Here is a 17,087-nt window from a genome sequence, read left to right as displayed (position 1 = left end):
AATTAACGTCAGGATTAGCGCTTGCAAAAACAGCCATAAAAGAATAAAAATACAAAAAATTCGAATAATCATTCACTGAGGGTTGGCCGTGAAGGAACGTAGTACTGAACTGGTTCAGGGTTTTCGCCATACCGTTCCCTATATCAATGCGCATCGGGATAAAACGTTTGTCATCATGCTGGGCGGTGAAGCCATTGAGCATGAGAACTTCTCCACCATCATTAATGACATTGGCCTGTTGCACAGCCTTGGCATACGTTTGGTGGTGGTTTACGGCGCACGTCCTCAGATCGATGCCAACCTGGCCGCGCACCAGCTAGAACCGGTTTATCATAAGTTTACCCGGGTTACCGACGCGCAATCGCTGGAATTAGTGAAACAAGCTGCCGGTCGTCTTCAGCTAGATATCACTGCTCGCCTCTCAATGAGCCTTAACAACACGCCGCTGCAAGGCGCACATATCAATGTTGTTAGCGGCAACTTCATTATCGCTCAGCCACTAGGCGTGGATGATGGCGTAGATTATTGTCACTCCGGCCGTATTCGTCGTATTGATGAAGAAGCAATTCATCGCCAGCTCGACAACGATGCGATTGTGCTGCTGGGTCCGGTTGCGGTTTCAGTCACTGGCGAAAGCTTTAACCTGACTTCAGAAGAAGTCGCGACGCAGTTAGCCATTAAACTCAAAGCGGAAAAGATGATTGGTTTTTGCTCTGAGCAAGGCGTGATCAACAGCGAAGGCAATATTGTCTCCGAACTGTTCCCTAACGATGCGCAGGCGCGTATTGAAGAGTTCGAGCGCGAAGGTGATTACCTTTCTGGTACGGTTCGCTTCCTGCGTGGCGCAGTGAAAGCGTGCCGCAGCGGCGTGCGCCGTAGCCATTTGATCAGCTATCAGGAAAATGGTGCGCTGCTACAGGAGCTGTTCTCGCGCGACGGTATTGGTACGCAGATTGTGATGGAGTCGGCTGAACAGATCCGGCGCGCCAATATCAACGATATCGGTGGCATTCTGGAATTGATTCGTCCACTGGAACAACAAGGCATTTTGGTACGCCGCTCGCGTGAACAGCTGGAGATGGAAATAGACAAATTCACCATCATTCAACGCGACAGCCTGACCATTGCCTGCGCCGCACTCTATCCTTTCATGGATGAGAAAATCGGCGAAATGGCCTGCGTTGCAGTACATCCTGATTATCGCAGCTCATCACGCGGCGAAATGCTGCTGGAACGCGTCGCCTTGCAGGCTCGCCAGATGGGATTGCAGAAACTGTTCGTGCTCACCACGCGCAGCATTCACTGGTTCCAGGAACGTGGCTTTACGCCAGTAGACATCGAATCGCTGCCGGAAAGTAAAAAAGAGATGTACAACTATCAGCGCCGTTCCAAAGTGTTGATGGCCGATTTGACGTAACACTTTTCGGGCGGCAATCATGCCGCCTCTTTCTCTCCTGACCGGCTGTAACTAGCCTAATTCAGCCAGACGTTCAACTAATCCACTGCGTCGCTGAGTTTGCAGCGCAACCGCCCGCTGAAAAACGCCAAGATCGCTGTAAAGCGTTAGCTTATTACGCGCGCGCGTGATCGCGGTGTAAACCAGCTCGCGGGTTAATACCGGCAAGAATTGAGCTGGCATGACAAATGCCGTGTGATCAAATTCCGATCCCTGAGATTTATGCACTGTCATCACCCAAGCTGTTTCATGCGAAGGCAAACGACTCGGCTGAACAGCTTTGATCGAGCCATCCGGCAGCGGGAAAAAGACTTTTAGCTGGCCCTCTGCATCTCGCAGCGTAATCCCAATATCTCCATTAAACAGCCCAAGCGCGCTGTCATTACGGGTAATCATCACCGGACGGCCCAAATACCAGCGGCTGCCCATGCCGGGACGACGAATGCGTTGCAGCTGCATTAATCGCTGCTCAACACGCTGATTCAACCCCTGCACGCCAAAAGGCCCTTCGCGTAATGCACACAGCAGTTGATAACGACCAAATGCAGTGATGATCTCCGCAGGCGGCGCGTTTTGCTTAATCAGTTTCAGGAAGGGGCGATAACCTTGCGCCACGTCGTCCAACATCAGCTGATAGGCTTCGCCGCTGTCGAGCGATTGATAGTGAATATCGTTAAATGCGGCAGCAAACACCTTTTCAACCTGGCGCGTGTCGCCCAGATTTATGGCACTTGCCAGCTGACCAATGCCTGACGTCGCATCAAAGCGATAGCTCTTTTTCAGCAGGCAAATGCTGTCGCGTACTACAGGCGCTTGATGATGATCTAACCCTTCCAGCGAGCAGCCGGTTAGCAACGCCAACTGTTCCGCACGCGCTAAGCTGTAACCGCTTTCGCTACAGCGACAAATATCGCCCAGCACAGCGCCCGCTTCGACTGAAGCCAACTGATCGCGATCGCCCAGGAAAATAACGCGAGCATGCGCAGGCAGCGCTGAAATCAATTTCGCCATCATCGAAAGGTCAACCATCGACGCTTCATCCACCACCAGCACGTCGAGATGCAGGCGATTACTGGCGTGATAACGCAAACGCTGCGTGTCGGGCTGCGCGCCTAACAGGCGATGTAACGTGGTGGCTTCGGCGGGGAAACGTGCCCGCTCCTCTTCGCTAACGGACAAACCCTGCAACGCTTTACCCAGCGACTCCGTCAAGCGCGCCGCGGCTTTCCCGGTAGGTGCCGCGAGCTGGATGCGTAACGCGCCATCATTCAGGCGAATCATCGCCGCCAATAATTTTGCTACCGTGGTGGTTTTACCGGTGCCGGGCCCACCTGAAATCACCGCGGTTTTTCGCGTAAGCGCGACGGCCGCAGCAATTTTTTGCCAGTTATCCGGTTCGTTACCGAATAAGTGATTAAGCACTTCGCTGGCTTTATGTGCATCAAACTTAGCGCTGTGATCCTGAAGTGAGAAGAACGTCGCGATCTCTCCTTCGCTCTGCCACAAACGATGCAGATAAAGTCGCTGATTATTCAGTACCAAGGGTGTGACGAGGCTCCCGTCGCTCAACGCTGACCAACCGGCTAAACGTTCTGTCCAGTTTTCAGGTGCGCCCGCTGCTTGCCATAATGCCTGCGCCAACGCGGGCTGGCGTCCGGCAAACAGTCGCGCCTCACTCAAGTTTTCCAGCGGCAAGCACACATGCCCTTCTCCTGCCTCTGCACTCACGCAAGCTGCCGCCAGTAATAAAGCGGGTTGCGATTCATCGGCCAGCAGCCGGGCAAACTGGATATCTAAAGGACGCAACAGACGCTTTTCCATCGCCTGCATTAAAAGTGACATCATTTCACTCATGACATCTCCTCGGTCTTGCCAAATAACATGTCGATCTCTTCAACAAATGCTTCGCTGGGACGGGTGAAAAAATACCATTGTCTGGTGAAGTGCCATCCATGCCGCGCAGAAACAGATAAAATACCCCACCAAAATCGCGCTGATAATCGTAATCGCGCAGCCGATGCTGAAGGTAGCGATGCAGCGCCAGCGTATAAAGCTGATACTGCAAATCGTAGCGGTGATCGATCATGGCCTGTTCCATTGCCTGCGGCGTATAATCGACATGACTGTTACCCAGCCAGTTAGATTTGTAATCCAACAGGTAATATTTACCCTGCCAGCGGAAAACCAGATCGATAAACCCCTTCAACATACCTTGTACCTGTCGAAAATCGAGCGCCGGCGCACGTTGCGATAAATCATCGTGACGACGCAGTAGCGCATCCAGATCCGTGGCGGTGAGCAGGTTGCTGATAGGCAGGTAAAACTCCATCTCAATCAGCCGTTGATTCATACTGATTTTACTCAGCATCACGCCATCAGCATTAAGTGGCGTATGCAGAACGCGCGTTATCCACGCTTTAACCACCGGCAGCCAGTCCAGCGAATAGCCGCTTTGCAGCAGCTGATCTTCCAGCCAGATGTCATCGGGTGTTTCGGCAAAGTCGATGGATTCGAATAAGCCATGCAAAAAGGTACCCGGTGCTGCGCCGCGTGGGAAGTGATGTGGCGTCAGCGTCATCTCTTCATCACTGCCTTCTTCACCCGCCGCATCAATATCAAAACTTGGCATGACATCCAGTAACGGTGAACTGCTGTGCTGCTGTAATCCTGAATAGCTGGTCACGCGCCAGCCATCGGCTAGCCCTCGCGTCACATTGCGGCTGCTTAGCGCTTCATCGGCAGCCAGCCCCTCTTGCCAGGCTTCGCCAGCTTGTAACTCGCCTGCGACCACCTCAATACCTGCGCCATTTAATGCCTGCAGCTGCTGACTTAACTGCGTAGAATCCGCTGCTTCGCCGCGCTGCACCAGATAGCCCAATGCGCTTTTATGCAGATCGCTGTCACCTTCTTTTTTACGCGTGCCTTTAATCAGCGGCGCAATGCCAATGCTGCAATGGTGAACCGATCGCGTTAGCGCCACATAAAGCAGGCGTAGATCTTCTGCCAACCGCTCTTCCTCTGCCAGCGCCATACTCTGCTCATCGCCCTGCACGTCCAGTAACGCGGCAAAGCTTTCGCGATCGTGATAAAGCGCGCTGGCTGCTTCACGGAATCCGGCGGCAAAGGGCAGCCAGACCAACGGATATTGCAACCCTTTGGACTTATGGATGGTGACAATCTGTACCAGATGTCGATCACTTTCCAGACGCAGCTGCTGATTCGCCGCCTGGCTGTTAGGCCGCGCAATCTGCTGTGCGAGAAAACGCACCAGCGCATGCGGGCTGTCGAGTTGAATCGCCGCTTCCTGCAACAGTTCGCCAAGGTGCATTAAATCCGTTAGCCTGCGCTCACCATTGTCAGAAGCCAGCATGTTTTCTGCCAGCTGACGCTTGATCATCACATCACGAAGCATTGGCAAAATGCCGCGCTGATGCCACAGCTGTTGCCATGCGGCAAACTGCTCAACCAGTGCATCCCAGTCACGCTCGTTCTGACTGAACGCGTCGAGCGTAGCGGCATCAATCGCAAAGATAGAGGTCGCCAGTGCGCTGCGTAACAGTCGTTCCTGTTCAGGCGCTTGTACAGCTTGCAGTAACCACAGCAGTTCACGCGCTTCAGGCGTGGTGTACACGCTGTCGCGACTGGAAAGGTAGACCGAAGGAATCGATAACGCATTCAGCGCATCGCGAATCAGATTTGCTTCGTTACGGCTGCGCACCAGCACGGTGATGTCAGAGGCTTGCACCTTGCGCAGCGTCTCTCCTTTACCTAGCAGCGCGCGACCTTGCTGCCCAGCAAGCAGCCAACGGCTGATATCAGAGGCGCACTGCTGCGCCATAAACTGTTGGTAATCGCTGACGCCAACACCTTCACCCGGCTGAAGCCAAAAGCGCAGCGCCGGTTGTAGCTGCTCGTCGAATAGCAGTTTCAATGCCTGATTCGACGGGGCGGGATTAACCGGTAAAAAAGGAATTGCTGAAAACAGAAACGGGGCTTCCAGTTGCGAAAACAACCGGTTAACGGCATCGACCATTTCCGGCGATGAGCGCCAGTTGGTATCAAGCGTATAGTGAGCACTAACCTCGTTTCGTGCGCGCAGATAAGTAAAAATATCTGCGCCACGGAAAGCGTAAATGGCCTGCTTGGGATCGCCTATCAGCAGTAACGCCTGCTCAGGTTGATTAATATAAAGTGCGCGGAAAATGCGATATTGCTGCGGATCGGTGTCCTGAAATTCATCGATCAGCGCCACGGGAAAACGGGCGCGAATAGTTTCAGCCAATAAAACACCGCCGGGTTGCTGCAGTGCCTCATCCAGCTTGCTCAACAGGTCGTCAAAACCCAGCAACGCACGCAAACGCTTCTCGCGCTGCACAGCATCACGCACTTCAATCAATGCCCGAGAAATGATGACATCACGCAGCGACAGGGGCTCCGCGAGAAACGCATCTATCGCCTCGAAAAGCGGATGCTGCGGCGCTTCACCTTTCTTGGTTTTTTCAAAAGCACCTGTTGCCCGAAACGCTCAAGCTCTTTGGGCAATTGATAATCCAGCGTTTCACTGCCCGCCCACTGCGTTACTTTGCTGATCCAATTAGGCAGATGTTTGCTGCTGTAGCTGCGTTTATCAACACCTGAGTTCGTGATGATGCTTTCGACTTCACTGCTCAGCGCCTGCCATCGCTGCTTGATTTCCGCTATGCGCGCCTGATTTCTGGCATGACGGGTTGCCAGCGTCTCTTCGGCTGTTGGCGGCCGCTTAAGCCTGGGCGATTCACCCTGCAACCACGGACGCAGCGTGAGCAACAAGTTGTCTGGACCGCTCCATTCAGCCGCGATAACGCGCGCAACATCAAGCGACAACGGATAACAGTGGCGACGCCAGAAATCGGCAGTCGACTGTTTCAGCAGTGCCTGTTCATCTTCAATCAACTCCTGCTCAAACAGCATGCCTGACTCAAAGGCATTTAAATTAAGCATGCGCTGGCAAAAGCCGTGAATAGTAAAAATGGCCGCTTCGTCCATTTGCCGTTCGGCCGCCAATAGCTGTGAGGCGGCCTGGGGCAAATCGGGGATCTGCCCCAGCAGCGTTTGCAGCATGGGATTACTGCTTTTGCCGCGCACACATGCCAGTCGCAGCTGATGGATGTTATCGCGGATACGCCCACGCAGCTCAGCCGTGGCGGCCTCGGTAAACGTCACCACCAATATTTCTTCTACTGAGAGCGGGCGGCTGTATGCATTTTCTTCACCCAAGCCCAGCAACAAGCGCAGATAGAGTAATCCAATGGTAAACGTTTTTCCGGTTCCCGCTGACGCCTCAATCAGCCGCTCGCCTCGTAACGGCAGCGTCAGTGGATTCAATGATTCGGGGCGTGACTGCGTCATTGGGTCTCACTCTTCACCGGCAGCGATTGCTGCAATTTCGCGACTTCATTCCAGGTTTTCCACGCTGGCAGCTGAGCAAACTCCATTTTACCGACGCCGTTACCCGCAATTTGCGAAGTCATCGCCATGCCATTTTTACGGACTACCGCTTGATGGAAAAAGTCCGCAAGGCTGGAAGCCGTGATCAGCTGAATCTGCTCTATGACTTTTTGACGTGTATCAAATGCGTAGTTCTGGCGATCGAAGTCACGGCTATAACGTGTGGCTTCCTCGTCCAGCGTTTGTGGTCGCTGCTTCAGTTCGTTAATCATTGACTGTTGATACTGAGAAAAATCGGCCTTATTCATCTCGCGCAGCCGCCGCTCTGCCTGCGGGTAGAAAGCCTGATAACGCTGCAGCAAATAGGCGGGCTGTTTGCTGTTACTTTGCAGTAAGAATCCGATTCCCCACTGGCGTCCTACCGGCATTTGAAAGGCAAAAACGGCGTAACCGAGTTGTTCTTCGGTACGCAGTTGGTTATAGAACCACGGCTGAACAATTTGGCTCAACATTGAGCTATTAGCCATACTCTGATATTCGCCGTAACCCAGCGGTATATAGAGCGCGGCCAAGGCTGAATCGGTGCTGCTGCCTGTTTGTTGCAGGTTAGCTTTGATCGGTTTTTCAAATGCCACATATTTGCTGTGCCAGTAATGCGTACCATCATTTTGCATCTGCTGTTTTAGATCGCGGCCTAGCTGCGTCACGCTGTCTGCACTCAAATTACCCACTACCAACATTTCGGGTCTGGCATTTCGGATCAACTTGTCGCGATAGGTCACTACATCTTTTAACGTAATCGCGCTGACCAATTTACGACGCGTTTCGCGTTGAGTATAAGGCAACTGCGACAGCATCTGCATCGGCTGAATCGCCTGCTCAAACGCTTTGCCTTTCTCTGCCGCTTCCAGGCGCTCCAGATACCAGGATTTTGCCTGCTCAAGTTCCTGCGCCGTTGGCTGGAAGGTTGAATAGCCTTCCACCAGCTTCTTCAGCAATGTGGGTAAGCGCTGAGTAAAGCCGCTGGCGCTAAACACCAAACCATCATCTTCGCCAGTAGAGAAGCTAATGCCGCCGACGGAAGCCTGCGAGCTCAACTCATCCAACGCCAGGCTGGAAAGATAGTCGTTCAAACCGAATAGCACTTGTTGCCGGGCATCGCTGATAGATTGCTTATTGCGCAGCGCCAGGGTGATGGTGGCTTTGGGTTCACTGGCGTAAAACTGGCTCGGCATCCAGTAAATCCGCATGCCGTAATCATTTTCCAGCTTCACCGGATGGCTGTAAGCCTTGTCAGTAGACGTAATTAAGGCGAAATCATCGGGAATATAAGGATTAAGAGTCGGCAGTGAGAGCTGAATTTTGCTGGCGCGCTGCTGCCAGTTGTCAAATGTTTGCTTATCAATGTGATCCACCTGATAAGGCGCATTCACAAAGTAGGCTTGCTTGTTATGCGGCTCCTGCGGGCTGATGTACCAGATGCGTGCTTTTTCTGGCGTCATCTCATCAAGGCGTGATTTGATCGCAGCTTGATCAAATTGATCGGCTAAATAAGGTGCATCTAATGTGTGCTCTACCGGCACACGCAGCATGGTATCGGCCAGCCACTCAATGTAATCCATGTCACGTGTAATTGAGGGGTAACGGAAATCCAGCGCCAGCACATGTGACACTTCGTCGAAGTAGCGTTTATCAACGCCCTGCTCACGCAGCATATTAAGGTAGCTAAAAATAGCCGCCACCACTTCGTCACGCTGTGCCAAACCTTTGTCGGTTAACGACACAGTAATCGCAAACACGCCGCTATTACGGTCAGTCATTGGATCTGCACCTGCGTTAACGCCGTCAGCTAACCCTTGTTTTTGCAGCCAGTCTGTTAAGGTATTTTTGCTGCGATTGCTCAGTAAATAACTGATCAGCGTGTCCGTTTTGCTTCGGAAACGTTCGCTGTTATTCGGGATGCGAAATTCAATTTTAAGCTGTTTACGCGGCTGCGCAGGCACGTAGTGAATGACGATGCCTTGCTGCGCATCAGTGACCACCGGCATATTAATCGCTGGAACGGTGGCATTGTGATTGGTTACACGCCCAAACGTTTTGGCTGCAATCGCTGCCATTTCCGTCAGCGGTTTATTGCTGTAAATCACTGCCTTCATCAGGTTGGCAGAATAGTGGGTATGATAGAAATCCGTCAGCGTTTGATGCAGTTTGCTGTCCGGCTTATCTTTCAGTGTCTCAAGGTTACCGCCGGAAAAGCGCGAACTCGGGTGCGCCGGATTCAGGGTTTCTGCCCCGACCTGTGCCATGCGCAATCCATCACGCGAACGCGCCATGGTCAGTTCCGCATTGACCGCGTGCCGCTCGCGATCGGCATTCACGGGATCGAGCAACGGCTCAGCCACCGCATCCGCCAGGCGATCCACCGCTGGCTCAAGCGAATCGTTTTCAACTTCCAGGTAAAAAGCGGTGCGATAGGACGCAGTACTGGCGTTGTGGCTGCCACCGTGTTTCTTAAGAAACTCAGCAAGGTTATCAGGCTGGGGATAGCGTTTTGACCCCATCAAGACCATATGCTCAAGGTAGTGGGCTAAACCCAATTGCTGATTGGGATCATCCAAAGAACCAATGGGTAAGGTCAATGCCGCCAGCGATTTTGGGGCTTCGTTATCTGAAACCAGTAAAACGGTCATGCCATTGTCGAGCGTTATCGCTTGATACTGACGCGGATCGTGCTCACTTTTATGAATGGTGTCATTGATTGGCTGCCAGCCCGATTCTGTCTGTGCTAATGCTTGCAAAGCCGCAAAGCTCAACAGAAGCGCTGCTATCCAGCGTGCGTGTGTACGCATGTAAACCCCTTACTTTACCCAAGAAGCTAGCGCGCCAGGCACGCATAGCTGAAGTACAGCAAACTTACTGTTTTGCCATTAAGCGCATGCGCTCTCTGACCTGCTAATCATCATCCTGATGTGCCTGCAACACGGGCAGATACCACTGTGTTGCGGCCTCAGTTATTTGTTGTAACTGTGTCTCATCTAATACCCGACACAGGCGTTGCAAATAAGGATCACCACCTTCTCCCTCGACTTGATAACCGCCCACCCACGCTTGCAGTAACCGGTTACGGGCTTTGAGTTGCGTGGCTTCGTCCGTCATCAACTGCTGGCTTTTTTGTCGTAGCTTGCCTCTAACCAGGCGCCTCCGCTTTTGTTAAGCAGCATCAACGGCTGACTCATGCCGTGGCGGAAACCTTCAACGTAATGCGCCAGCGCTTCTAACGCGGCGTCTGCGGCAATGGCGGGGAAACGCCAGCGACTGTGATTACGTCCATACATCCGGCTAGTGCCTGTTCCGCCCAATGCGCAGTAGACCAAGTGCTCCAACCACAATAACAAACCATCGTTCATATTGAGCACGCCAGGGCGCCAGCGCAACAGACCATCGCTTTGCACCTGCGTTAGCCAACCGGTTAAGGGAACATTTCCAGGTTGCAGCGTTATCTCCCAGTTTTCTCCGTCGCTACGCTGGGAGGAAACTTCTGCCGCCACTTCCTGCATCTCCTCACGCTGCGCTTGCCAGAACAGTTCGCCAAACGCGCCGTAAGGCAGATTACCCGCAGCGCGATGATGCGCATAAAGTCGCTCAGTATCGTCACCTTCAACCAGCGCATTCAGTAATTCAGCGTTGATTTGATAGCGCTCCAGGTTGTCGAGCGCAAACGGCTCGGTATCCGGCAACTCGCTATCTTCCAACCAGAAATTTACGCCCAGTCGCTGATGAAACCATGCCCGAACCGGATGACGCCAGAAACGTAAAAAGGCATCCAGCGTCAGTGACTCCAGCGTTGGTACATCCAAAGGTTGAACAAAGTCTGGCTGGGGCTGACCCTCACCCAAAGCGGCGGGCAGCCACTCACGGGCAAAGCTCTGGCTGCGAGAATCGGGCTGAAAGTTTTCTGCCGCGAAAGGCATCCGGGTATGAAGATGTTCCAGATGTGCACGCACGCGTTCGGCGCTCTCATCTAACTCACACTCTTCATCGCCGTCGAGATAAAAACTTTGCCCGATATATTCCAACAGTTCTGTGACCAGCACGGAGGGATAGCGTTCCGTATTATCCTGGATTGCCCGACCAATGTAGCTGATGTAAAGCTGGTGCTGAGCCGAAATCATCGCCTCAAGAAACAGGTAACGGTCGTCGTCACGTCGGCTGCGGTCGCCTTTACGCGACTGCTGCTGCATCAGGTCAAAACCCAGCGGTGCTAATGTTCGTGGATAAACGCCATCATTCATTCCCAACAAACAAACCACTTTGAAGGGAATAGATCGCATTGGCATCAGCGTACAAAAATTAATTGGACCCGCCAAAAAGCGCTGGCTAATCCGTTGTTGATCAAGGCGTCCACGCAGATCATCGCGCAGCAGCGTCACGGGAATCGCCTCATCAAAACGTGCACTCATCCCATACTCGATCAATTGCTTCCACTGCTCTTCAACCAACAGCAATGCCGCTTCGGCTTCTGCATCGGCACTGAAAAAGGCATTAATCATTTCACGGCACAGCGGCAACCATTCATCTAACGGGCGGGATTGCGCCAGTATTTCGCGCCAGTGATTCAGTCGTGCCAGCAATTCGGCCAGATGCCCTGCCAGTTCACCCACCAGCCCGCTGGATTCGTCATAGGGCAGTATGCCTTCCCAGTCGCCATTATGGCTCTCCATGGCATAGCCCAATAACATGCGTTGCAAACCAAAGCGCCAGGTATGTTGACCGGTAATGGGCAGCGAAAGCGCTTCAACACTGGCATCATCCAGACCCCAGCGTACACCCGACTCGCTAACCCAACGGCGCAACAGCCGTAATCCGCTTTCATCAATGGAAAAATGATTAGCCAGCGCGGGGACATCCAGCAGCGCCAGAATATCTTCTGAAACAAAGCGGCTGTCGGGAAGTGCCAGTAAATGAAGGAAAGCGACAATCGACGGGTGCGCCTGACTGGCGCGGCGGTCAGAAATAGCAAACGGCAGATAACGTTCCGCCGGTGCATTCGCAAACACCGCCTGGATGAAAGGTGCATAGCTGTCGATGTCCGCCACCATCACAATGATGTCACGCGCTTTGAGATGCGGATCGGCCTCCATCAGCGACAGCAAATGATCCTGTAACACTTCAACTTCTCGCTGAGCGCTGTGACACACCTGTATCGAAATAGAACGGTCATCAGCCTCAAGGCAGCGTTTATTACCACTAAAGGCCAGTTCCTCAGCGTTCAAACCAATAATGGCATTGTCTTGCAGGTTAAGAAGATCGTGCTGTATGCAGTGCAGTACATTGTCTTGTTCAACATCGACAAAGGCATCAATGTCGTCGTTTGATTCCATCTGGCTAAGCAGAAAAAGATTATCGCGGCCAAGCTTGCCCCATGATGCCAAAAGCGGATTGGTTAGCTGCTGTTCGCCCGATGCGTTGAACAGCGCCGGTGCTTGTGCCGCATCGCGGAATAATCCACGCGCCTCATCGGCATCATATCGACGGCGCTGACGACTTTGCAGCTTTGCCAGAAAGGCATAATCCTGAATGTCGCCCCAATAATCGCGACATGGATTGGTGAACAGCAGATGAATATCGACATGGCGGCTTAGCGCCTGTAACGCTTGAAGATAAACCGGCGGCAACGCCGAGATGCCGCAAATAAATACGCGCTTTGGCAAATTTTCCGGCGTGCTGTGGGCCGTTTCCAGCGTCTGAATAAAACGTGCATAGAGATTAGCACGATGCCATTTCGGCTGGCCCAATGCGTCCGTATAGACGACCAAATCGCGCCACAATGCTGCCTGCCACTGCTGCGCCTCGCCTAATCCCTCAATCACTTCGCCACGTTCCCAGCGGTTAAGCCAGTCGGCGCGATACACCAGATACTGGTCAAACAGGTCCGCTACGCGTGAACTGAGCTGGAATAATTTACGCTTATCGGCGTCATCGGTGAGGTAGTGCCGCAGCGAGAGAAACTCATCCTGCTGCAATAACACCGGCAAACGGTGCATAAGCTTCCAGCTCATGCTGGCTTTGCTGAAAGCGCTTTCAACCGGAATGTCCGGCAGCACGCAAACAAACATTTCCCAGATGAAGCTGGCTGGCAGTGGGAATTCGATGTTAGCCGCAATACCAAAGGTTTGCGCCAGTTCCATTTGCAGCCACTGCGCCATACCCGGGCTTTGCACCAGCACCATCTCTGAAGCAAAAGGATCATCAAGAGGATCATGTTTAATCACCGCAGCCGCCAAAATCTTAAGAACATCAAGCTGATTAGAGTGATAAACGTGAAACATGAAAACTCCTGGTGATGGAACGAGGCATTACTGCTGTTGTGCTGTACGAATAGCGCATCAAATGCGGCGGGATAACTCTACCGCGTATCGGGATTGATGCCCATAAAAAGGGGCAATTTGCTTGCTGATACCCTAAATAATGCGAGCTGCAGAAAGAGGGTAAGCTCGCTTATCGTCGGAAGCTGGCTCAGATAGGTGGGCGGCGTCACGGCAAGCGCAGCCAACGCGCGGGTAGCTTGAAGTATCACCGCTATATTAACTGGATTAACAACGTAGCCGTGACAAGGTTGCAGAACGCTGATGCGGTCCGCTGACTTCAGCGCGCTCCAGCGTACAACCGTTTGGTCCACCGCTGCGCTGTAAGCTGCTTTGCCATCCTGTAGTTTCTCGCCCAATCAAACGTTGTCCGGCAACGCGCCAGGCTTCACGCTGCTGCCACTGCTGGCTAAAACCGAGGTTTAATGCCCGATGATACTGCAACAGTGCGCTGCTGCTTAATGCCATTAACAGCAGAGCAAATAATGCTTCTGGCAGGCTGAAGCCACCCGCATTACGGACAGAGTTCAGGTTTCGATAGCGGGCAATAATCAATCCAGCCATGCGGTAGCGCCTTGATGTGATTTTCCTGCGCCGATACCCAATGCCAGAGCGCCAGCTCGCTGCCGCTGCCTTCACCTTTGAGCAGGACATCTCCATTTTCACCTCGCATAATACAGCTACGCCAACCGTTGTTGGTTTCCTGTTGGCAATGCAACGCTTTCGTGGCGGGCCAGTTCAGCGTCATACCCCATTGCAGTGCAGACTGAGCACGCCAGAAATCCTGAATGAAATGCTGCTCATCTGCCACCAGCCCCATCCCCTGCCCTAACATTTCGCGGCTGGCATGCAGCGTGATACTTCCCATGAGTAGAATCATCAGCACCATGCCCAGAGCACTATTGCCGCGTTGATTCACAAGTTTTCGCCCTCAATCCAGCTTTCGCGTGTTTCAAGCCAGGGACCGGCGCGGCCCTGCAGCAATACTTTGATCAGCCTACCTTCCTGCGCCACGCTGAATGTTTCCACAGTAAGAAAAGCGGGATCGGAAAGTCGTTCCCAGCCGTTGCCATTGCAGGCATCAACACCACGTTGCATTTCAAGCTGATTCTGCCGCAGACGATAGCCGTAATAATCGCTTTCACTGTGGTTAATCGCCTCCCATTTACCGTTGCTGTTCTCATCCCAACGTACTAACAAGCAATTGCTGGAGATCTTGATTCCATTGCCGCTGCACTCGCCGTTGCAATAACCGGCACGCCGCACTGCTTTTTCCAGCGTTGAGATCATTTGCATTAGCTCCTGCCGAAGCTGGACTCGCTGCTGCAACTTTAGGTTTTCTCCCAGCAGCAGCGGCAGAAACCGCCCGGCACTGATCATCATTACCGCGCTAATTGCCATGGCGATGAGCATCTCAAGCAGGCTGAATCCGGCCATCTTCATTCACACCCCTCTTCACCAGCCTGACACACGCGAATACGGGCTCTGGCTGAAATGATGAGCCGCAACCGACCCGCTTCATTGCCGATTTCGATGCTGCCGGCTTTCGCCACATTACGTCGGCCATAAAAACCAGGCTCACCGCGAACCCCCATCAGTTTTACGCCGTTGTCAGGCACGATGAAGTGCAGTCGCTTGCCCATAACGCAGCCTTCGGGTTGCCTGGCTCCGCTGCCAATGCACCAAGGGATCGCCGTTTGCGACCACAAAATCAGGTTGCGGTTCTGCCAGTTGGCCTGCGCTCTCAAGCGCAGCAAAAAGCCCTGCAACTGTTGTGCAGTGTCACGTAATTGCTGGCGCTGCTGCCAGCGTTGCCAGCCCTGCAATGCGCCAATGCTGAGAATGCCCGCGATCACCATAACAAACAGCAGTTCGGGCAGCGTAAAACCGTAGGGGATTTTTGTTTTCATGGCGGCAGCTTGCTCGCTGTTAACCCGTCAAACAAGGGTGTCTGTCGAGTTCTGGATGAGGTTTCTCAACCTCAGCGAGGGGATTACAACGCGGGACATCGCGCTGCGAGCGAGCTCGAAAAAATGCGCAGTAAAACCATAAAAAAGCCCCGGCGTGGTCAACAACGCCGAGGCTTGAATCTTGAAGATTAACGTTTAGATAGCGACCGGCGCTTTAATTGCAGGATGCGGATCGTAGCCTTCAATCTCGAAATCATCGAACTGATAATCAAACAGCGAAGCAGGTTTACGCTTAATTACCAGCTTTGGCAGCGGACGCGGTTCGCGGGTTAACTGCAGACGCGCCTGCTCCAGATGATTGCTATACAGGTGCGTATCGCCACCGGTCCAAACGAAATCACCCACTTCCAGATCGCACTGCTGCGCCACCATGTGCACCAACAACGCATAGCTGGCGATGTTAAACGGCAGGCCGAGGAAGATATCGCAAGAGCGTTGATACAGCTGGCAGGAGAGCTTGCCGTCTGCCACATAAAACTGGAAAAACGCATGGCAGGGTGCCAGCGCCATTTGATCCAGCTCACCAACATTCCACGCTGAAACGATAATACGACGCGAATCGGGATCGCTTTTCAGTTGTTCAACAACCTTGGTGATTTGATCAATCTCTTCACCTTTAGCCGTTCCCCAACTGCGCCATTGTTTACCGTAAACAGGGCCTAAATCGCCATTCTCGTCAGCCCACTCATCCCAAATGGAGACCTTGTTTTCTTTAAGGTAGCCAATGTTGGTATCACCCTGCAGAAACCACAACAGTTCATGAATGATAGAGCGCAGATGACACTTTTTGGTGGTCACCAGCGGAAAACCTTCTTGCAGATTGAAACGCATCTGGTGACCAAAAATTGATAACGTGCCGGTGCCGGTACGGTCAGCTTTCGGCGTGCCTTCATTCAGCACATGTTGCATTAGGTCCAGATACTGTTTCATTTTTCCTCACGAAATTGTTGCTGTGGACGACGGCGATACGCCCAAATCATCATAATAATCCCGGCGACAATCATCGGTATGGAGAGAATTTGCCCCATGCTGATGCCGCCGTCGAACAGGCCAAGCTGTGAATCGGGCTGGCGGAAAAACTCCACAATAATGCGGAATGCACCATAGCCGATCAGGAACAAGCCAGACACGCTGCCCATCGGGCGCGGCTTGCGAATAAACAGGTTGAGGATGATGAACAACACCACGCCTTCAAGAATCAGTTCGTAAAGCTGCGAGGGATGACGCGGCAGCACGCCGTAAGTATTCAGCAGCGCCTGATATTGCGGGTTGGTTGCGGCCAGCGCGACATCTTCGCTGCGTGAACCCGGGAACAGCATCGCGAGTGGGAAACTGGGATCGACACGTCCCCACAACTCACCGTTGATAAAGTTACCCAGACGGCCTGCGCCCAATCCAAAAGGAATCAGCGGAGCAATAAAATCTGAAACCTGGAAGAAAGTGCGCTTAGTACGACGCGCAAACCACAGCATCACGACGATAACGCCAATCAAACCGCCATGGAACGACATGCCGCCGTCCCAGACCTTAAACAGATAAAGGGGATTTTCCAGAAACAGTGGCAGGTTATAAAACAAGACGTAACCGATACGGCCACCGAGGAACACACCCAGGAAACCCGCATAGAGCAGGTTTTCCACTTCCTCTTTTTCCAACCGCTGCCTGGCTTATTGGCGCGACGCACCGCCAGCCACATGGCGAAAATAAAACCGACCAGATACATCAAACCGTACCAGTGAAGCGAAACTGGTCCGATCGAGAAGATCACCGGATCAAATTGAGGAAATGCGATATAGCCGTTATTCATCATTCACCGTTCATTTTTCAGCCCTTAAATAGCGGGCGACAGGCACATAAAGTAAAGGCTGC

Annotated in this window: 8 protein-coding genes and 3 pseudogenes; 1 reads left to right on the top strand and 10 read right to left on the bottom strand. The window is 52.8% G+C overall.

Annotated elements, in window-relative coordinates; translation table 11 throughout:
* Positions 1-88: 88 nt before the first annotated feature.
* Positions 89-1,417, top strand: a complete 1,329-nt coding sequence (gene argA, locus KQP84_RS06970) for an amino-acid N-acetyltransferase (RefSeq protein WP_215845725.1) — start codon at positions 89-91, stop codon at positions 1,415-1,417.
* Between the two features lie 51 nt (positions 1,418-1,468).
* On the opposite strand, the gene recD is transcribed toward argA, so the two are convergent.
* The 10 genes and pseudogenes from recD to lgt form a co-directional block, all read right to left on the bottom strand.
* Positions 1,469-3,310, bottom strand: a complete 1,842-nt coding sequence (recD, locus tag KQP84_RS06965; protein WP_215845724.1) for an exodeoxyribonuclease V subunit alpha — start codon at positions 3,308-3,310, stop codon at positions 1,469-1,471.
* Positions 3,307-6,844: pseudogene (gene recB, locus KQP84_RS06960) on the bottom strand (exodeoxyribonuclease V subunit beta). Before recB ends, recD begins: the two are co-directional and overlap by 4 nt.
* Complete coding sequence (gene ptrA, locus KQP84_RS06955; RefSeq protein ID WP_215845723.1) at positions 6,841-9,732, bottom strand: pitrilysin; 2,892 nt, start codon at positions 9,730-9,732, stop codon at positions 6,841-6,843. The pseudogene recB and the gene ptrA overlap by 4 nt, the downstream one beginning before the upstream one ends.
* A 103-nt stretch (positions 9,733-9,835) precedes the next feature.
* A pseudogene (gene recC, locus KQP84_RS06950) lies at positions 9,836-13,212 on the bottom strand (exodeoxyribonuclease V subunit gamma).
* 264 nt (positions 13,213-13,476) lie between these two features.
* Positions 13,477-13,812 (bottom strand): prepilin-type N-terminal cleavage/methylation domain-containing protein, encoded by a 336-nt coding sequence (locus tag KQP84_RS06945; protein ID WP_215845722.1) that lies wholly within the window; start codon positions 13,810-13,812, stop codon positions 13,477-13,479.
* The gene (locus KQP84_RS06940; protein ID WP_215845721.1) at positions 13,763-14,167 is read right to left on the bottom strand and encodes a DUF2509 family protein; all 405 of its coding nucleotides are present in this window, start codon (positions 14,165-14,167) and stop codon (positions 13,763-13,765) included. The genes KQP84_RS06945 and KQP84_RS06940 overlap by 50 nt, the downstream gene beginning before the upstream one ends.
* A complete protein-coding gene (locus tag KQP84_RS06935; RefSeq protein ID WP_215845720.1) occupies positions 14,164-14,691 on the bottom strand; it encodes a prepilin peptidase-dependent protein in 528 nt (175 codons plus the stop codon). The genes KQP84_RS06940 and KQP84_RS06935 overlap by 4 nt, the downstream gene beginning before the upstream one ends.
* Positions 14,688-15,158, bottom strand: a complete 471-nt coding sequence (locus tag KQP84_RS06930) for a prepilin-type N-terminal cleavage/methylation domain-containing protein (RefSeq protein WP_215845719.1) — start codon at positions 15,156-15,158, stop codon at positions 14,688-14,690. Before KQP84_RS06930 ends, KQP84_RS06935 begins: the two co-directional genes overlap by 4 nt.
* A 195-nt stretch (positions 15,159-15,353) precedes the next feature.
* Positions 15,354-16,148, bottom strand: a complete 795-nt coding sequence (gene thyA / locus KQP84_RS06925) for a thymidylate synthase (protein WP_215845718.1) — start codon at positions 16,146-16,148, stop codon at positions 15,354-15,356.
* A pseudogene (gene lgt, locus KQP84_RS06920) lies at positions 16,145-17,025 on the bottom strand (prolipoprotein diacylglyceryl transferase). The gene thyA and the pseudogene lgt overlap by 4 nt, the downstream one beginning before the upstream one ends.
* Positions 17,026-17,087: the final 62 nt, after the last annotated feature.

The sequence above is a fragment of the Candidatus Pantoea bituminis genome (assembly GCF_018842675.1).
GTDB lineage: Bacteria > Pseudomonadota > Gammaproteobacteria > Enterobacterales > Enterobacteriaceae > Pantoea > Pantoea phytostimulans.
The sequence above is the reverse complement of the archived record's forward strand: the minus strand, read 5'-3'. Positions and strand labels throughout refer to the sequence as shown.